Consider the following 20,815-nt stretch of genomic DNA (forward strand, 5'->3'; position numbering starts at 1 on the left):
CACATACCAGGTTCCCTGTGTTTTGTCCTTGTAAGCTGACATCTTAACTCCTCCTTCATACTGCTCTCTGAGAGCATCCATAAAATTTTGTTTCCCAGTAGGGACGTGGAATCTTTCCACGAACTGCTACATATCCTTCCTTTGCCAGTTCATCATTGAGCTGCTTCAGAATAGAATATGCTTTACTGCGTTTCACACCTAATTCTTCCATGACATCATCAACATTCATCATATAATTAGTTCTCATAGCGTCCTCCTTTCCAGTCACTTTTGTGACTCTTACGTTGTTCTCTTATAATAATTCACTTTTGTGAATTTGTCAATAAACATTTGCGAATTTATTTTTTCAATTCCATGCATATTGCTTGCGTATCAGCAATTTGTTAAATCTCACTCTTTTGTATCATTCACTTTTGTGCTAGAATAGAAGCACAAATATTATTAAGGAGGCAGCATGTTATGGTAGGTAAAAAAATCCGGGCATACCGGGAATTCAGAGGATACAGTCAGATACAGTTAGCCGAGCTGTCCGGCATTAACGTAGGTACGATCAGAAAATATGAACTTGGAATCCGAAATCCAAAACCGGATCAGTTAGAAAAGATAGCAACTGCGCTGGGATTAAATGTAAGTGTTTTTCTGGATTTTAATATTGAAACAGTCGGAGATGTACTCTCTCTGTTGTTTTCTATTGATAATTCAGTGAACCTCTCACTTGCCGAGACACCTGAGCAGAAGATTTCACTGACTTTTGATAATCCTACAATGCAGGACTTTTTCAGGAAATGGTGTCAATTTAAAAGTGTCTATGAAAAGGAAAAAGCTGAAATATTAGCTATTGAAGATGAAGATAAAAGACAGGAAGAACTGGATAAGCTCAACGCTACCCAGGAAGAATGGAAACTGCGTGCTATGGGAACTACGATAGGTTGCCATACTATCGTTAAGAAGGGCACTGAAGGCAATGACATCAAGACATATGATCTGACTTAATTTTGTGCATAAGAAAAAGAGCTCACGAAGAGCTCTTTATTTTTGGTGGTCTGGGGGAATTGCTTATTATTCCATGCTACCATTACACCATATCGCCGCAAATACCCAGACCTACTAATAAGATTTCTTTTTTCATAATATCAATTCCTTTCTTGTAAATGCACTTTTCGATGTCATATACTATTCCCGAAATCATAGAACTCAAAAGAATTCCTAATATGGTGGCGATATCTGGAATCGAACCAGAACCTATTGCTAACTTAATTATAGTGGTAGTGTAGCATTGATTTCAAATTTGTCAATCAACTTTCAAAATTTTGTTATCATTCTGTTATCACAAACGGTTGTCAGGACTCTCTCCCGGCAACCGTTTTTCTTTATCATTCGTTATTCTTTTCCGACTTATTTAACTTTTTTAAGCAACAGAAAAACCCCAGAAACACAAGGTTTCTGGGGTATCTTACGTTTGGACACAACGTTATCTTGCGATAACAAATCTATATTCAGATTGTATTACTCGATGATTGTAGCAACACGTCCTGATCCTACAGTACGTCCACCTTCACGGATAGCGAAACGAAGTCCCTGCTCCATAGCAACTGGGTGAATCAGTTCGATTGTCATTTCTACGTTGTCACCAGGCATGCACATTTCAACACCTTCTGGAAGGTCGCAAACACCTGTTACGTCTGTTGTTCTGAAGTAGAACTGTGGACGATAGTTGTTGAAGAATGGAGTATGACGTCCACCTTCGTCTTTTGTCAGTACGTATACCTGAGCTGTGAATTTGTGATGGCATGTTACTGAACCTGGTTTACAAAGAACCTGTCCTCTTTCGATTTCTGTTCTCTGGATACCACGAAGAAGTGCACCGATGTTGTCACCAGCCTGAGCTTCATCAAGAAGTTTACGGAACATTTCAACACCTGTTACAACAGTCTTCTTAGTCTCTTCGTGAATACCAACGATTTCTACTTCGTCAGATACATGAAGAACACCACGCTCTACTCTACCTGTAGCAACTGTACCACGTCCTGTGATAGAGAATACGTCCTCTACTGGCATAAGGAATGGCTTATCTGTATCACGCTCTGGATCTGGGATGTAAGAATCTACAGCATCCATGAGTTCCATGATTTTGTCTCCCCACTCTGACATTGGATCTTCAAGAGCTTTAAGAGCTGATCCCTGGATGATTGGAGTATCATCTCCTGGGAATTCATACTCGTCAAGGAGTTCACGGATTTCCATTTCTACTAATTCAAGAAGTTCTTCATCGTCAACCATGTCACATTTGTTCATGAATACAACGATGTAAGGAACACCTACCTGACGAGAAAGCAGGATGTGCTCTCTTGTCTGAGCCATAACACCATCAGTAGCAGCTACAACAAGGATAGCTCCGTCCATCTGAGCAGCTCCTGTGATCATGTTCTTAACGTAGTCAGCATGTCCTGGGCAGTCAACGTGTGCATAGTGACGTTTCTCTGTCTCATACTCAACGTGAGCTGTAGAGATTGTGATTCCACGTTCTCTTTCTTCTGGAGCTTTGTCGATATTTTCGAAATCTACAGCAGCGTTTCCTTCAACTCTTGCTGCAAGTGTCTTTGTGATAGCAGCTGTAAGAGTTGTTTTACCGTGGTCAACGTGACCGATAGTACCGATATTACAATGCGGTTTTGTTCTTTCAAATTTAGCTTTAGCCATTTTGAATATCCTCCTTAATTTAGTGCCATATGGCATATTAACAAATTGTTCGTTTGCTCGGCTACATTTGATTATATTTCAAATGTAGCACTTTTTCAAGCATTTTATAAATAATTAGTCATTTTTGCTGGATAAAATCTTCTCCTGTACAGACTTCGGTACTGGCTCATATTTCTCGAAGAACATTGAGTAGTTACCACGTCCCTGTGTTCTGGAACGTAAATCTGTAGAGTATCCAAACATTTCTGACAATGGAACGAATCCACGAACGATCTTTCCACCACCGAGGTCATCCATACCTTCGATACGTCCACGACGTGAGTTAATGTCTCCAATAACGTCACCCATGTACTCTTCTGGCATAGTAACTTCAACTCTCATGATAGGCTCAAGAAGAACTGGAGATGCCTTCTTCATAGCATCCTTAAATGCAAGAGAACCTGCAATATGGAAAGCCATTTCACTTGAATCGACTTCATGGTAAGATCCGTCATATACGTTAGCCTTAAGACCTACAACCGGGAATCCTCCAAGGATACCAGACTGCATAGCCTCTTCGATACCTTCGCCTACAGCTGGGATGTATTCCTTAGGAATAGCTCCACCAACTACAGTAGATTCGAATTTGAATGTTTCCTCACCGTTAACATCCATTGGCTCAAATTTAACTTTACAGTGTCCGTACTGTCCACGTCCACCTGACTGTTTAGCATATTTGCTATCAATATCAACTGGTTTTGTAAATGCTTCTTTGTAAGCAACCTGAGGAGCACCTACGTTAGCTTCTACCTTGAACTCACGAAGAAGTCTGTCTACGATAATTTCAAGATGGAGCTCTCCCATTCCGGCGATGATTGTCTGTCCAGTTTCCTGATCAGTATGAGCACGGAATGTAGGGTCTTCTTCAGCCAGTTTTGCAAGAGATTCACCAAGTTTACCCTGGGAAGCTTTTGTCTTAGGCTCGATAGCAAGCTCGATAACTGGTTCCGGGAATTCCATTGATTCCAGAATTACAGGATGCTGCTCGTCACAGATTGTATCACCTGTTGTAGTGAATTTAAATCCGATAGCGGCTGCGATATCACCTGAATATACTTTATCAAGCTCTTCACGCTTGTTGGCATGCATCTGAAGGATACGTCCAACACGCTCTTTTTTATTCTTTGTAGCATTCAGTACATAAGAACCTGAGTTCATTGTACCAGAGTAAACTCTGAAGTATGCCAGCTTACCAACGAATGGGTCTGTCATAATCTTGAATGCAAGTGCTGAGAATGGCTCTTCGTCTGAAGAATGTCTTACAACATCGTTTCCATCCTCATCCACACCTTCGATTGGTGGGATATCTGTTGGTGCAGGCATGTACTCAAGGATTGCATCAAGGAGTTTCTGTACACCTTTGTTTCTGTAAGCTGATCCACAGCAAACAGGAACTGCTGTACACTCGCAAGTTGCTTTTCTGAGTGCTTTCTTCATATCATCGATAGATGGTTCTTCACCTTCAAGATACTGCATCATCAGATCGTCATCAAGATCGCAGATCTTTTCTACCATTTCTGTATGGTAAAGTTCTGCGTCGTCTGCCATATCTTCCGGGATATCTGTAACGGAAATATCATCTCCCTTATCATCGTTGTAGATGTAAGCTTTCATTTCCATCAGGTCAATGATTCCCTTGAAGTCATCTTCTTTACCGATTGGTAACTGAAGACAAATAGCGTTCTTTCCAAGTCTGGTCTTAATCTGGTCTACTGCATTGTAGAAATCGGCACCCAGGATATCCATCTTATTGATGAATGCCATTCTTGGTACATTGTATGTGTCAGCCTGACGCCATACGTTTTCTGACTGAGGCTCAACACCACCCTTAGCACAGAAGACGCCGACAGCGCCGTCCAGTACACGGAGTGAACGCTCAACCTCTACAGTAAAGTCAACGTGTCCCGGAGTATCAATGATATTGATACGGTGCTCAAGAGCTCCCTTTTTAGGTTTTGTGAACTCTTCGAGTGTCCAGTGGCATGTTGTAGCCGCAGAAGTGATTGTGATACCTCTTTCCTGCTCCTGTTCCATCCAGTCCATGGTAGCAGTACCTTCGTGAGTATCTCCAATCTTATAGTTAACACCGGTATAGTACAGGATACGCTCGGTAAGAGTAGTCTTACCAGCATCGATATGCGCCATAATACCGATATTTCTTGTTCTCTCTAATGGATATTCTCTTCCAGCCAAGATTTTTTCCTCCTATAATTAGAAACGATAATGAGCAAATGCTTTGTTTGCTTCTGCCATCTTGTGCATGTCTTCTTTCTTCTTTACAGATGCGCCTGTATTGTTTGCTGCATCCAGGATTTCGTTAGCCAGTCTTTCTTCCATTGTTTTCTCTCCTCTAGCACGAGAGTATACTGTCAGCCAACGAAGTGCAAGAGTCTGTCTTCTCTCAGGTCTAACCTCGATTGGTACCTGGTAGTTAGCTCCTCCGATACGTCTAGCCTTTACCTCAAGTACTGGCATGATGTTATTCATAGCCTCTTCAAATACTTCGATAGCTGGCTTTTCGGCTTTTGCTTCAACTCTTTCAAACGCTCCGTATACGATTTTCTGTGCAACACCCTTCTTACCATCAAGCATAATGTTGTTGACAAGCTTGGTTACCACTTTATTGTTGTATACTGGATCCGCTAATACGTCTCTTTTCTGAGTATGTCCTTTACGTGGCACGGTCCTTCCCTCCTTAAACATCTTAATTTAATTCATCGGTACTCACATGTGTCTTTCTAATGATACTGTGTAGTGCATAGGGCATACATATATATACCTTGCAACTTACATAATCATAGTTCTGTTTGTGATTACATTTTTAATTGGTTTGAAATCTTATCTGTTGTCTATGCAATAGATTTATTTCTTAGCATCTTTTGGTCTCTTAGCACCGTATTTAGAACGAGCCTGTCTTCTCTTAGCAACACCTGCTGTATCAAGTGTTCCTCTTACGATATGGTATCTTGTACCTGGAAGGTCTTTTACTCTTCCTCCACGGATCAGAACAACACTATGCTCCTGAAGGTTGTGTCCTTCTCCTGGGATATAGCTTGTTACTTCGATTCCGTTAGACAGACGTACTCTGGCGATCTTTCTAAGAGCTGAGTTAGGTTTCTTAGGTGTAGCAGTCTTAACAGCTGTACAAACACCTCTCTTCTGTGGTGCAGAAGTATTTGTACTTCTCTTCTTTAAAGAGTTGTATCCTTTCTGAAGTGCTGGTGCTGTAGACTTCTTTACAGATGTCTGACGTCCTTTTTTTACTAACTGGTTAAATGTTGGCATTTCTTTCACCTCCTACGATTATAATAAGTTGCTTATTCATCTTGTGAATAGTCGCACATCAAAACAAAGTTGTCCTGTGCACGCTTGATTAGTTTAGTACGAATCCCGGCTCTTGTCAAGGGATTTTCCTTGATTTATCACGTTTTTTGCCACTTTTCTTCTAGATTTTACATGTTTTTTTCTTTTCACTGGATTTTTCAATTTTGTGCTTTATCAAGCTAAATAGAAGAACCCCGGTCAATGCCCCGGCACTGTCAATACAGACATCCCTGAACTGGCAGCTCCGCCCCGGTACAAACAACTGATGAAATTCATCCGTTGCTGCATACAAGGTTGCCACCCCCCAGCTAAGAAGTACCGTTTTTTTCTTCTGGTCTTCTGAAAATGAGTACGCAGTCCCCAGTATCAATACACCAAGGACTGCGTATTCTGATGCATGTGCACATTTGCGTACCGGAAAATCAATTTTTTCCGCAAATTGCTCCTGCTTATCTTCTGACCAGGATCTAAATTCCGGGATTACAAGCCGTCCTATCTCTTTTCCAACCGAATGACTCATTGCCGCCGATTCATCCGCTTCTCTTGCAGAGAAAGAAAAAATCACTACCATCCAAATGATTGTAATAGTCAGCCAGATGATTCCCGCTTTCTTTCTTTTGATCCTATTTCCTGTCATATTCTTTTTATCTTAATCCTTTATTATTTTTCAGATCATAGACTGTGATCTTCAATACAGATCATTTATATCCGTAAACACCAATCCTATATATCCTTCCTCAGTTATTACGCCTGCAGGTCTGAAAACAGATCATTTTTGTATACACCCTCTGCAATCAGTTTTGCAAATGACTCTACCACAACCGGTTTGTCTTCTTTGTATGTGACGCCAAACCATTTATCCTGTGTCTCCAGAAGTTTAACACTTACTTTTCCTTTTTTCAGGAGTTCGTCAATATAGATTGGAAGCAGGTACTCTCCTTTTAATTCTTTTGCTTCGTCTCCTTTAATATTTTCAAAGAACTCTACAAATCCCTCTTCCAGAAGTCCTACAAATTCAGGAGTCAGTCCCCACATATTCATAGATACATGTGAGTTTACATCGATTTTATTGCCCTGAGACTCTGCTCCGTCTTCTGTCTTTTTAATCTCGTATGTCTCAACAACATCTGTCAGATATTCATTTTCATCAATTGCACAGATTCCTCTTGTAACAGTTCCGTTATCACTTAAAGTATTGCCAAGAATGAATCCTGCCATGCAGAGTTCCTCTGCTTTTTCCGGTGTATAATTACTAACCAGGAATTCATGAATCTTTACAAATGCTTCTTTTCCGTAATAATCGTCTGCGTTGATCACTACAAATGGTTCTTTAATAATGTCTTTACATACCAGTACTGCCTGTCCTGTTCCCCATGGTTTGCTTCTGTCTGCCGGTTTTTCGATTCCTTCCGGAAGATCATCCAGTTCCTGATATGCATATGCAAATTCTACACCAAGCTCATTACAGATTCCTTCGATACGTTTTCCGATTGCATCGTGAAACGCATCTTTGATATCTTTACGAATAATAAATACAACTTTATTGAATCCAGCTTCAATTGCATCATGGATTGAATAATCCATAATAATCTCCCCATTTGGTCCAACTGGTTCCAACTGCTTAATTCCACCACCAAAACGAGAACCCATTCCCGCAGCCATGATGACTAATGCTGTTTTCATAATCCTTTTTCTCCTTTGTTCATTTGTCTTTTTCACGGTTAGATTCAGTATAGCACAATTTTCCGCATTCTTCTATGAAACATTTCTTAAACTTTACTCCAACTTTATCACCGGTAGCTTCTTCCACATACAAGATATTCAAAAAGCTGTGTTACAAACAATGCCAATTCGACATAATCTGTTGTAACACAGCTTTTTATTTTCTAATTTTCATTCCAGAATGTCTTAATATTCTCTTATTACACAATCATAAATGACCTATATTTTCATTCACATTCCTGCATTATTCTACTGTAACACTCTTCGCAAGGTTTCTCGGTTTATCTACATCCAGTCCCTTTGCTACAGATACATAGTATCCAAGCAACTGCAGTGGAATAACTGCCAGCGATGTTGCAAAGTGAGGATCTGTCTTCGGAATGTATACAGAAAAATCTGAATTTTCCTCAATATTATAATGTCCAAATGTTGTAAGTCCCATAAGATATGCCCCACGGCTCTTACATTCTACCATATTACTCAATGTCTTTTCGTATAACTCCGGCTGGGTCAGGACACCAATTACGAGTGTACCATCTTCAATCAGAGAGATGGTTCCATGTTTTAACTCTCCCGCAGCATATGCTTCGGAATGAATGTAACTGATTTCCTTCATCTTAAGACTTCCCTCTAATGAAATCGCATAATCAATGCCACGTCCGATAAAGAAAATATCTTTTGCATTTACCTGCTTTGACGCAAACCACTGAAGTCGTTCTTTATCTTCAATAATTCTGCTGATCTTATCCGGAATTGTCTTTAATTCTTCAATATATCCTGTGTACTGTTCTTCTGTGATCTGTTCTCTGATCTTCGCAAACTGGATTGCCAGTACATAAGACGCAATCAGCTGTGTGCTGTATGCTTTTGTAGTTGCAACAGCAATTTCAGGTCCTGCCAGTGTATAGAATACATTATCTGCCTCTCTTGCGATAGATGAGCCGATCACATTTACAATACCAAGTGTCTTAACACCCTGTTTCTTAGACTCTCTAAGTGCAGCCAGACTGTCTGCAGTCTCTCCGGACTGGCTGATAATGATCACCAGACCATTTGGATCTAAGATCGGATTACGGTAACGGAATTCTGATGCCAGCTCTACGCGGACAGGAATTCTTGCAAGGTCTTCCAGTACATACTGTGCCGCAACGCCTACATGGTATGCCGAACCACACGCCACAATATAGATCTGGCTGATTCCCTTTATCTCTTCCTCTGAAAGTCCTACTTCCGAAAGATCGATCACACCCTCTTTTACCACTGAGTTCAGTGTGTCTGCAACTGCTTTTGGCTGCTCGTGGATCTCTTTGATCATGAAATGCTCGTAACCTGCTTTTTCTGCTGCTTCTGCATCCCATTCGATCGTCTTTAATTCTTTTTCAATCTCTTCACCGTCCAGGTTGTAGAACGTAATCTCACCTTTGCGGACACGTGCCATCTCCTGGTTGCCGATATAATATACTTCTCTTGTATATTTTAAAATTGCCGGTACATCTGAACCGATATAAGACTCTCCATTTGCAACACCAAGAATCATCGGGCTGTCTTTTCTTGCCACATAAATTTCTTCCGGATAATCTCTGAACATCATGGCAAGTGCATAAGAACCACGGATACGGACCAGTGCATGATTGATTGCATCTACCGGTGTTCCTTCGTATTTTTTATAATAGTAATCTACAAGTTTTACAGCAACTTCCGTATCTGTCTCTGAATAGAATGTATATCCTTTACGTACAAGCTTATCCTTCAGTTCCTGATAATTTTCAATAATTCCATTATGAACTGCCACTACATTTCCATCATCACTGGTATGTGGATGTGCATTGTTCTCAGATGGCTCTCCATGTGTTGCCCATCTTGTATGTCCGATACCGCAAGTTCCTTTTACAGCTTCTCCATCACTGGTCTTTTCTGCAAGAACTTTCAGTCTTCCTTTTGCCTTGATGACTTCTACATCTTTTTCTCCGTCCCTTACCGCAATTCCGGCAGAGTCATAACCACGATATTCCAGTTTTGACAATCCGTCCAGTAAGACCGGTGCCGCCTGATGATTACCTGTAAATCCTACAATTCCACACATAAAATTCGTTCTCCTGTCTTCTTATACTATAGTGTACTCTTTCTTTATCCTTTTGTGCTGCTGTTCACACACTGTGCAAACAACAGAAACCTTTCCAATATTTGCATTCTATATTGCTATTTTACTGCATAGCCTTTCTTGTTAACCACATCAACAACCTGATCTACATACTTTTTGCAGACTTCTTCTGTCTCTGCTTCCACCATTACACGAAGAAGCGGTTCTGTTCCGGATTCACGAACCAGAATACGTCCGGTATCTCCAAGCGCTTCTGTAACGGCTTTTACTGCAGCCTGTACGTCTGCGTCGTCCTGTGCTGCCTTCTTATCTGTCACACGTACATTTTCCAGTACCTGTGGGTAAATGTGCAGGCCTTCCATCAGTTCACTCATCTTTTTCTTTCTTGCCATCATAACTTCCATCATCTTAAGACTGGTAAGGATACCGTCTCCTGTGGAAGCATATTTTGAGAAAATGATGTGTCCTGACTGTTCTCCACCGAGAATACAGCCATTCTTTGTCATATATTCATATACATATTTATCTCCGACAGCTGTCTTCGCATAACCAATTCCGGCTTCGTCAAATGCTTTGTATAATCCAAAGTTAGACATAACTGTAGTAACAACTGTATTATTCTCCAGTTTGCCACGTTCTTTCATGTATTTTCCATAGATATAGAGGATTGCATCTCCATCCACCAGATTACCTTTTTCATCCACACACAGACATCTGTCGGCATCTCCGTCATACGCAAATCCAACGTCCAGTCCATTTTCCACTACGAACTTCTGAAGTCCGCCGATGTGGGTAGAGCCGGCATTGTTATTAATGTTTGTTCCATCAGGCTCTGCATTGATCACATAAGTCTTGGCGCCAAGTGCATCAAATACTGACTTTGCAAGGTTCCATGAACTTCCGTTTGCGCAGTCCAGACCAACTTTCATTCCCTTGAATGAATAGAGGCCAAGAGAAATCAGGTAACCGATATATCTGTTTCTTCCTGATACATAATCAACGGTACGTCCGATCTTGGATGTGTGTGCAAATGGAATCTCTTCGTATTTTTCTCCGAATACTTCGAGCTTTCCATCCAGATAATCTTCCACCAATGCGATGGTTCCTTCATCCATCTTTTCTCCATTACCATTGATCAGTTTGATACCATTATCATAGTATGGGTTGTGACTTGCAGAGATCATAATTCCACAGTCAAACTCATCTGTTCTTGCGACATATGCTACAGATGGAGTTGTTGTAACATGCAGAAGATAAGCATCTGCTCCGGAGGCTACCAGTCCGCCAACCAGCGTATATTCGAACATGTAGCTGGAACGTCTTGTATCCTTACCAATTACAATACGTGCCGGTGTCTCGTCACCACTTTGACGCTTCACTTCTCCATAATACCATCCAAGAAATCTTCCAATCTTGTATGCATGATCTGCTGTTAAGTTGTTGTTAGCTTCTCCACGGAAACCATCCGTTCCAAAATATCTTCCCATATGTATTCTCCTAAAATTATAATATTTTTTTAGTCATTCCATTATCAAGTAACTGAACCTATTATAGTTGTTATTGGACTTAACTTCAAGCAAAAGTGGCAAAAAAAGTACGCATATGTGCAAATACACTCCTGTTATACGAAAAAAACCGGACAAACAAGTTTACCTCATTTGTCCGGTTAATACTTCGAATCAATTAATCCGTTGTATTATTTTCTTCTTTTTCTCATCATAAGAATTGCTGCGCTAATTACACCAGCTGCAAGTAATGTAACCATGTACCATACATAGTTTGCTGTATCAGCTGTCTTAGGAGCTTTCTTCTGCTGTGCTGCATCAGCTTTTTTAGCTGTTGTGCTTGTCTTTGTAGCAGATGTGTTCTTATTATTTGCTGTATTGTTCTTATTGTTGTCTGTTGTCTTATTATCTTTTGAATCCGGTCTTGGTGTCGGATCTGGTGTTGGTGTCGGATCCGGTGTCGGTGTCGGATCTGGTGTTGGTGTTGGATCCGGTGTTGGGTCTGGTGTCGGTGTCGGATCTGGTGTTGGTGTTGGATCCGGTGTTGGGTCTGGTGTCGGTGTCGGATCTGGTGTTGGTGTCGGATCCGGATCTACATCCGGCTTGTCCGGAGTCTTTGCCGGCTCAATCACAATAATACCATATGCAATAATTGGATAATACTCGTCGCTTCCAACATAGTATGCTGCAACATAATAGAATCCCGGCTGTGTCGGAGCCTGAGCGGATGCATAATATGTACCAGCCTCTGTAGCACCTACATAGAACATGTTAGCATCTGCTACTTTTGCGCTTCCGATTGTTGCACGGATTTCTGCTGATAATCCATGTGCATTTCCATCATAAGTTACTTTCTGAACTGGACTTCCGTTGAATTTAACATAAGTGCTCTTTGTTGCATCTACGTACTTACCACTGTTCATAATCTCTGTTGCTTTTGACTTCAGGGCTGCTTTTGCCTGTGAGTCTAATGATGAATTGCCAATGCTGTATCCTGAGATAGATGGAATTGATACGTTAGATAATGTGCTGCTGACAGCGCTTGTATCAGCTGCGTATGTACTTACAGTTGCTGTTCCTACAGTAAGAGTAGTAGCAAGTGAAAGTACAATTGCTTTGGTTAACGTTCTTTTCTTCACTTTCGTTTCCCCCTATTAATAATAATTTTCAGTTCTAGTCTTTATCATACCATATTTTTCTTTTTTTTCAACCTTTTGTGAACATTTTGTGTCTTTCTCTATTTTAAATTTAAAGATTTTCATACAACATTTACAAATCTTCCATTTATAACTTTCGGCATTTTTCATTATCTACAGATGTTGCCACTGACAGCTTCTTCCGAACGCACATCAATCAAAAAGCAAGGTATAACTTTTTGCATTATACCTTGCTTCTTCGCATTCTACACTGTCACTAACCAGATAACAGATTCAAACATTATTTAATAAACGTTTTTGCATTTGCTGATGTTGGAAGGTTTGGAGTTGTTCCCTTTGGAATCAGACGTACTTCAATTGCCTCAAGACGTTTTGAATGTCCTTCTGTTCCTGAAGATTCACCATTCTTAGCCCATCCAAGCCATCCATAATCCTGAGCATGTACTCTGTAATATACATCATACTTTTCTGCTGCATCACCAGACAGCTTAATCTGGATTGCTTCCAGTCTCTTTGACTTACCTGTTGTTCCCGATAATGCTCCATTAGATGCCCAGTTCTTCTCCCATCCATAATCCTGTACATGAGATCTGTACTGGATTGCACTGTTTGCGGAAGATGGAAGCAACATCCGGATAGATTCCATACGTTTTGCTTCGCCTTCTGTACCTGCCATAGCGCCATCATATACATATTTCTGAGTACCATAGTCCTGTACATGTGTCTGGTATCCTACGAGTCTTGATTCCATAGCTTCTTTATCGCTTGCAGGCGCTTTGTCACCTTTGGCAACAAGCTGGATTTTGATTGCTTCCAGTCTGTATCCGTAACCAGATGTTCCCGCTTCTTCTCCGTTCTTAGCCCATCCGAGCCATCCGAAATCCTGAGCATGTACACTATAGTATACGTCATAATTTTCTGCAACCTCACCTGTCAGTCTGATTTGGATTGCTTCCAGCCTCTTTGACTGTCCTTCTGTACCGGATTCTTCTCCATCTTTACTCCATGTCTTTTCCCATCCGAGATCCTGTACATGTGTACGATATTCGATAGATCCTGATACACCATCTGGTAATTTGATTCTAATAGCCTCTAATCTCTTAGACTGTCCAACAGTTCCTGATTCTTCGCCGTCTTTCTTCCAATCAGTTTCCCAATCTAAATCCTGACGGTGAACCATGTAAGATACAGACATTTTTGCATTCTTTGTAGCTGTTGCTGTGAACTTCTTGCCATTTGCATCTGTGTACTCAGCATTTGCTGTGTAGATGATCTGTCCGTTCTTTTCTTCCTTCGTAACAACTGCTTCTTCCTTATGAGAATCTCCACAACGGCTGCACTTGAATGTTGCAACTGCTGTATATCCTTTCTCTTTATCTGCTGTCCATTTCCATCCATCTTTATCTGAGACTTTATAGTCATGTCCAAGTGCTTCAACGTTTTCTGTCTTAGTATCTGTATAGTCTTTTCCGTCAAATGTTACTGTTGCTGTATATGTGATCTTTCCTGCTTCTGTACAGCTTGCTCCATCTGTCTTCTCTGTTACCTTAGCGTCAACAGTCTCAACATGAGATGCATCATTCTTACATGTAAATGTAGCTGTTGCTGTGTATGTGTTATTGTCACCCTTTGTCCAGTTGAATGTTGGATCTCCGTAGCTGTGTCCCTTAGCCTTCAGTTCTACAGTCTTTGTTCCAGTATATTCTTTACCTTCGAAAGTAGCTTTTGCTGTGTATACAACCTTACCTTTTTCTTCACAGGTAGGTTCTGTTCTTTCAGATGTAACTTTTCCAACTTCCTGCTGCTCATCTTTACATCTTGTACATGTAAATACTGCTACAGCTGTCCATGTTCCATCTTCTTCGTTCTTAGACCATTTCCACTCTGGTTCACCATAATTGTGGCCAAGAGCATCCACGTTTTCTGTCTTTGTATCTGTATAATCTTTTCCGTCAAATGTTGCTGTTGCTGTGTAAGTAATCTTTCCTGCTTCTGTACAGCTTGCTCCATCTGTCTTCTCTGTTACTTTTGCATCAACTTCTTCTACATGAGATGCATCGTTTTTGCATGTACGTTTTGCTTTTACTGTATAAGTATTGTTGTCACCCTTTGTCCATGTAAATTCTGGTTCACTATATTTATGGCCAAGAGCTTTTAACTCAACTTCTTTTGTATCTTCAAGAGTTCCAACTTCATTGTCTCCATCTTTTACAGATACGGTTGCTGTCCAGACATCTTTACCAGCCGCTTCACAGGTTGCTGCTACGCTGGCCTTTTCATCTTTTGCAACTGTTACAGTAATCTGGTCGTCTTTTGGCTCGTCACCGCAGACACTACACTTCACGTCAGATACGGTTGCTGTGTATTCGCCTGTGCCTTTGCCGTCTGCATCTTCTTTTTCTTTCCAGTTGAATTTACCTGTATACTGATGCTTACCAGCTTCTGTTGTTTTGCTTGTTGTTGCTGTGTAACGGATTCCGTCGTCTGTTTTACCAGTTGCCTTGTAGTTTGCTGTCACGCCTTTATCACAAGTTCCTGTGTGACTTACAAGTTCTGCCTTAGCTGTCACTTTCTCAGAAAGTGCTTTGTCGATAGAATCATAGTTTGCTTTGTTTGTTTCATTTGTATCTGAGCTAAGTAAGCAGTCAAGCTTATCTTTCTGCTCGTAACAAGATTCACATCTCAGATTCTGGAATGTAACACTTGAGTTGTCATCACTCCATGTACCATCTGTTACTGTGTAATTATGTCCTTCTTTTGCATTTTCCTGAGCTGCATCCCAGATTTTCTTTCTCTTTTCGTAGTTTGTATTTGCCTGTTCATACTGGGATTTTACTGGTTCTGTAATACAAGCTCCGCACTCTGGGCAAACGTAGTTGTCTGCTTCGTTAGTCTTTCCATCATCGGAAGTTGTGTAATATACTTCATGGAATTTAATATAATGATGTTCATGAGCTGTATCTTTCTGTTCTTTGCGTGTATCTGCTTTAATCAGACCACAGTCAGAACAACGCTCTTCTGTAAAAGCATTACGTCCGCAAGTTGCCGGTACAGAAACTTTTTCATAACTATGAGAGTCACCTGTAAGTGTCTTCATACTTACTTTATCAACAAAGTTTGCTGACCACATGAACTCATCATTGTCATTTGGCTGATTTCCCATGATGCTTGCGTATTTCTTGTAGTTTGTATAGTTTGGATTATAATCTGTCTCTTCGTATTCATATCCATAGCTTGAATGATCTGTCATACTGCTCTTTCCAGAGATGAACGCAAAGTTTGTAGCGATAGAAACAACCATAGTTCCATCTTCTTTGATTGTCAATCCTGCGATTGGGTGGTTCTTAACTGTGAAGTCTGCATTCTTTTCATCTGCTACAGTTGTGAATGCCATACCACCAAATACATTTGTCTTATCTCTTGTTGCTGATACTGTATTGTATTCTTTTACAGTTGCAACCTCTCCACTTGTAAGGTCATAAGACATAATATCGTTAGATACGTTAAAGTAAATCTTACCATTATAAAGTGCTGCTGTAAGACCAATAGATGGATAAATACTCTGCTCGTCTAAGAACTGTGCATACAGTTTTGTAAGAGCTGCATTCTTTTCCAGTTTTCCGTCTTTATTCAGTACACTTACGAATGTATCGTCATCATCTTCATTTTCTTTATCAGTGAAGTTGATCAGTGTCTCATAATCGTTGTCACCATCTGTTCCATCTGTATCTGTCAGTTTATGACGAACTAACTTATACTCTGTTGAACTCTGACTTGACATGCTGCTTGCTCTTGAGAACAAGTCTGTTGAATCATACAGATAATATGCATATGTTCCATCTGTGTATACATTACTTGCTGCACGTGACATCCATGCTGTCTCATAAGACTTATCTGTTGCCGCACTCTTATAAAGAGTTTTGATTTCACTGTAATTTCCGCTATACAGGCTTTCTGTGCTGTCATGACTAAACAGGAAGAATGCATGGCTCATATCGCCATCTGTCTCTACACGGTCACGGCTCATAACTTCTGTGTATACGTCTGTATAACATGGATCAACATAGTACCACTTGCCATTTACCTTTACTGCATTCCAGTAATGGTCAGATGCAAAGTTATCCTCTGTATGTCCAAACATTGTAACTTCTGACTGGAACGAAATTCTTACAAGGTCAACTGTATATCCGGCATCAATGTCAATATTACCATCTTTGTCGTAATACAGATCTTCTGCTGATTTCCAGTTATCACATACCTGTGCAGTTGTTCCGTCGTCCTGTGTTACAGTTGTCTTACTGTCAAATCCCTTGCTTGGTGTCTTCAGATATACATCTTTATTCAGGCACTGTACAAAGTAAGAATATGCTTTGGAATATCCAAGACATACAGATGTACCCATTCCAAGTGCTCCAAACTGAGAACCCTCCCAGTAATTAATAACACCATCTGTCATGCCTGATGCAGCCTGTTTTGCATAAACCGGAATTGCATCGTTTGCTGTGGTATCATTGGTTCCATCGCCGTCGAGGTCGACGATCTTATCATTGGCCATTGAGTTCTGGGTCAGCTGTTCAACTGTCATTGTTACGCCTTCCTGAACTTCAACACCGTTTTCTTCTGCATTTTTAATAAATGCATCAGCCTGCTCTTTTAACTGATCTGCTGCATCATCGCCAAAGTTTTCTCTTGCAAATCCATCTGGATCTTCATCGATTGCATCTTTGTTCTTCTCTACATATGCTTTTGCCTGATCCTGTGCAGCACTCTTTTCTTCATCAGTAGCTTCACTTTCATCTTTTCCAAGAACCTGCTGATATACTGCATTCTGAATTGCATTCTCATAGAATTGCTGACGCAGATTATCTTCGATTCCCGCAAAAATCTGATCATGGAAGTTTGCCTTAATCTGTGGCTCATACACCTGATAGATTACATTATATACATCATCATAATGTTCCTGTTTTGTAGGTGTCTCTGCGATCATCGGCTTCTCATCCTCTTCTTTATCAGAGTTCATGATATAACCCATGTCAAATGTATTCTTGTGTGCAAGCCAGTCATTGATTACTAGCAGCTTCTGAGCATCTGTCTTAGCACCCGATTTTTCTACTGCATCAAGGACTTCATCTCTTGCATCTGTAACATCTTTACCATAATACTGAATACCAAGTTTATCACCATATGTGAAGTTAATGATCATACCTGTCAGATCGTCATAACTATATTTTCCCGTTCTGACATCATCAACGCTCTTTCCAGCCAGCGCAAGCATTTCTCCAAGAATTCCCAAATCATCCTTTTTATCATTGAATGTTCTGAAGAATGGATTCTGTACTCCTAATACATTTGCATTGGCTGACCACTGGTTCAGATACTGCTGATACATAGCTACTACAGTATTGATCTGGTCTTCTGATAATGCATTCTTTGTTTCTTCTGCATCATATGTGGCAATCATGCTGACATTATCTTCAATTCCAGCCTCGCCGCCTACGATTTCCAGGCTTTCAAGTTCTTTACGTAATCCCTTGATCGCCGGATCTGTTTCATCGATCTTTACATTCTTGGTGAGTGCTTCTGCTACTGCAGCATTTGCACCTTTGAATTCGACCGTTGGTGTCTGTATTGTAATACCTGAAACAGTTACCTTATTCTCATTATTTTCTGCCTGTGTAGCAACATCATTATTTGTTGCTGTTTCTGTCTTTGACGAATCTTTGTCCGTCTCTTTTGCAGTTGCTTCTGCTGTGTCAGCATCGGCATCATCCTGCGCTGCTTCTGTGTTGTCTTCCTGATCTGCTGTCTGTTCAGCTGTGGTTTCTTCTGCTGCTGGTTCTGCATAAGCTACTGCAGGTACCACACTGAATACCATCATCGCAGAGAGGAACAAGCTCAAAAGCTTTTTACTTCTCTTTTTCATAATGTCTACCCTTTCTTTTGTGTTTGAATTAGATACTTAACATTATTTGCCCCTTTTTCCTCAGACCACCTCGTTTCTTTATTTTATATTTATACTCCTCCCTATCTATATGCTGATGTAATCACTTTTTTGCATATATCCTTGCATATAAAATAGTTACTTGGTGTCAGTTCTAATATACCACTGTTAATCGTTTTATTCAAGAATTACTCATGTTTTCTTACATAAACAAACTGTGAAGATTCCTGTATTTTCTTTTCTGTTTATTAGCTGTCGTAATACCCGGAATCTGTCATCAGGTACTTTTCTTCTATATTTTATTAATGTAAAGAACCAGACACCAGCAGCTTTTTCTGAAAGCATGATGATATAAAACTTCCCCGTATTTTAACATCATTCAAAATACGGGGCATTCTTTTATATTCTTAGTCAGGCGGATATTTACCATCCGTTCAGCTACTTGATTTAGTTAAATTATCTGTATACTTATGCAACAGATGTATCTTTCTTATTTGCTTTCTTCTCTTCCATGATTGCCGCTGTCAGTTCTTTTCTGTTTGTCTTAAAGTGGAAGAATGGTCTTTCTTTGATCACACGGATCTCTACCGGATATTCATAATCTTCCAGTGCTTCTTTTAATCCTGCTTTAATTTCATCCAGACTCTTTGTTCCATCAGGAATTACAAAGAAGTATGGAAGGACATATCCTTCATGCTCATCATCTGGTACAAAACAGAAGAATCCATCTTCTACACCAGCCACACGTACTGCCTTTGTCTCCATTCTCATCATATAAAGCTCTCCGCCACCGAAACGCTCGGTTGTTCCACGTCCAAGGATATATACAATTCCGTGCTCATTGATGTAAGCCTTATCGCCTGTATGTAACCAGCATTTTCCATCTGGATGATTGATCAGTGCTTTTTCTGTAAGTTCAGTACCTCTCCATCCTGCATAATGAAGCATCATAGCCGGACCTGTCATACATAATTCTCCGATTTCTCCGTAGTTCATCTCTTCCAGATCATCCGAGAATACTGCCATAGTGGTTGCAGGCATTGGCATACCTACGCAGCCATCTACCAACGGGAACATTGGATTCGGCAGTGTAAAGTTAGAACATCCTTCACTCTGTCCATAACCTGCACTTAACGTTGCCTGTACGTTATGTTTGTGGAAGAATGCTTCTACTTCCTGTGTCTTTCTTTCGTTCATTGCCTCTGCACCTGTTCCCAGGGTTCTTAAGTGAGACATATCATAATCTTCCGGAATTCTGTCACTCTTCATGAGGATCTCACACAGCATCGGAACCAGTGCCCAGAAGTTTGGCTTCTGCTCCATGAACGCGATATCAATATCTTCCAGCGGGCAGAACGGATCCAGTACCATAATCAGTCCTGCTGACAATGGGAAGATCGTCATGGATACTGTAACTGCGATCAGTGCCGGTGGCAAGATTGGCAGCCACCATCTCTCCTGTACATCTGATGGTGGGATAAAGATAGACATCTGGAATGCAATTGCTACTATATTAGAAGATGAATGAATAACCAGTTTGGAGATTCCTGTAGAGCCACTTGTGTAAGCTCCAAATACTGCTCTGTTTGCATCCTCCGGTGCCATATAATCTTCTGTATAACCTTTTCCAAGTGCCAGAAATTCGTCCCATGTAAGATCGCCTTCTGTTGTCTCTGTCTCATCCACATATCTGGAAGCAATCTCTTTTTCTACATAATCTGGTACCGCATCTCTGTCTGCATAGTCATACGGAGAAATCTTTATCATACGGGTCATCGGTGTTGTTTTACGGAACAATTCTTCATCTGCCTTTGATGTATAATCCATGACAAATGCTGTCTCTGATTTTGACTTTCTGATTGCAAAGCATAATTCTTCCGGAATATCATCTCTACAGATGATTGCTGCACCGATTCTTTCTGCTGCGAGCAGAAGAATATAATGTGCCGGAACTGTCTGTAAGAATAACGGGATTCTGTTTCCTTCGCCAAATCCAAGAACTTTTAAAGACTTAGCTGCTTTGTCAACTTCTTCCCATAATTCCTTCCATGTGATCTTATTTCCGTAATATTCAAATGCGATTTTGTTCTCATCTGGGTTCTTTGCTCTTAAGAATTTTTCAACTGTAATTACCGGTGTCTCCATATTACGGAGTTCTTCCGGATAGAATTTTAACCACGGTTTGTCAATACTTGCTTTTCCTGTTAACTTTATTCCTGTACTTTCCATTTCTTCTTTTCTCCTTGTTAAATGAAAATTTTTATTCGTAAATATGTTTCGTATTCTATCACGGAAGTTTTTAATCCTCAATAGAATTGGTAATTTC

Annotated in this window: 13 protein-coding genes; 1 reads left to right on the top strand and 12 read right to left on the bottom strand. The window is 40.4% G+C overall.

The genetic code is table 11. From position 1 onward, the window contains the following. Positions 1–55 precede the first annotated feature (55 nt). Positions 56–247: a hypothetical protein gene (locus ACWJAF_RS02765; protein ID WP_016441025.1), complete on the bottom strand. Its 192-nt coding sequence runs from the start codon at positions 245–247 to the stop codon at positions 56–58. A 212-nt stretch (positions 248–459) separates the two neighbouring features. Here ACWJAF_RS02765 and ACWJAF_RS02770 point away from each other — a divergent pair, with 212 nt between their 5' ends. Then, a complete protein-coding gene (locus ACWJAF_RS02770; protein WP_075671347.1) occupies positions 460–993 on the top strand; it encodes a helix-turn-helix domain-containing protein in 534 nt (177 codons plus the stop codon). A 513-nt stretch (positions 994–1,506) separates the two neighbouring features. Here the strand turns inward: ACWJAF_RS02770 and tuf are convergent. The 11 genes from tuf to ACWJAF_RS02825 all read right to left on the bottom strand — a co-directional run bounded on the left by tuf (position 1,507) and on the right by ACWJAF_RS02825 (position 20,718). Beyond that, complete coding sequence (gene tuf, locus ACWJAF_RS02775) at positions 1,507–2,700, bottom strand: elongation factor Tu (protein ID WP_138376447.1); 1,194 nt, start codon at positions 2,698–2,700, stop codon at positions 1,507–1,509. 114 nt (positions 2,701–2,814) lie between these two features. Continuing rightward, complete coding sequence (gene fusA / locus ACWJAF_RS02780; protein WP_448862050.1) at positions 2,815–4,932, bottom strand: elongation factor G; 2,118 nt, start codon at positions 4,930–4,932, stop codon at positions 2,815–2,817. Positions 4,933–4,950: 18 nt separating this feature from the next. Further along, on the bottom strand, positions 4,951–5,421 hold the full coding sequence (gene rpsG / locus ACWJAF_RS02785; RefSeq protein ID WP_022415687.1) for a 30S ribosomal protein S7: 471 nt from the start codon (positions 5,419–5,421) through the stop codon (positions 4,951–4,953). A gap of 180 nt (positions 5,422–5,601) precedes the next feature. After that, on the bottom strand, positions 5,602–6,024 hold the full coding sequence (rpsL, locus tag ACWJAF_RS02790; protein ID WP_055281947.1) for a 30S ribosomal protein S12: 423 nt from the start codon (positions 6,022–6,024) through the stop codon (positions 5,602–5,604). A gap of 160 nt (positions 6,025–6,184) precedes the next feature. Continuing rightward, on the bottom strand, positions 6,185–6,700 hold the full coding sequence (locus ACWJAF_RS02795; protein ID WP_448862052.1) for a VanZ family protein: 516 nt from the start codon (positions 6,698–6,700) through the stop codon (positions 6,185–6,187). 107 nt (positions 6,701–6,807) lie between these two features. Further along, positions 6,808–7,746, bottom strand: coding sequence for a nucleotidyltransferase family protein (locus ACWJAF_RS02800; protein WP_296032616.1), 939 nt, complete (start codon positions 7,744–7,746; stop codon positions 6,808–6,810). A gap of 283 nt (positions 7,747–8,029) precedes the next feature. Then, positions 8,030–9,868, bottom strand: coding sequence for a glutamine--fructose-6-phosphate transaminase (isomerizing) (gene glmS / locus ACWJAF_RS02805; protein ID WP_448862054.1), 1,839 nt, complete (start codon positions 9,866–9,868; stop codon positions 8,030–8,032). 116 nt (positions 9,869–9,984) lie between these two features. Beyond that, positions 9,985–11,373: a phosphoglucosamine mutase gene (gene glmM / locus ACWJAF_RS02810; protein ID WP_296032614.1), complete on the bottom strand. Its 1,389-nt coding sequence runs from the start codon at positions 11,371–11,373 to the stop codon at positions 9,985–9,987. A gap of 209 nt (positions 11,374–11,582) precedes the next feature. Next, positions 11,583–12,530 (bottom strand): hypothetical protein, encoded by a 948-nt coding sequence (locus ACWJAF_RS02815; protein WP_448862056.1) that lies wholly within the window; start codon positions 12,528–12,530, stop codon positions 11,583–11,585. Positions 12,531–12,828: 298 nt separating this feature from the next. Beyond that, entirely contained in the window at positions 12,829–18,471 is a 5,643-nt protein-coding gene (locus ACWJAF_RS02820) for a hypothetical protein (RefSeq protein ID WP_448862058.1), read from the bottom strand. 486 nt (positions 18,472–18,957) lie between these two features. Next, positions 18,958–20,718 (bottom strand): AMP-binding protein, encoded by a 1,761-nt coding sequence (locus ACWJAF_RS02825; protein ID WP_448862060.1) that lies wholly within the window; start codon positions 20,716–20,718, stop codon positions 18,958–18,960. Positions 20,719–20,815 lie beyond the last annotated feature (97 nt).

The organism is Dorea sp. (genome assembly GCF_977044405.1).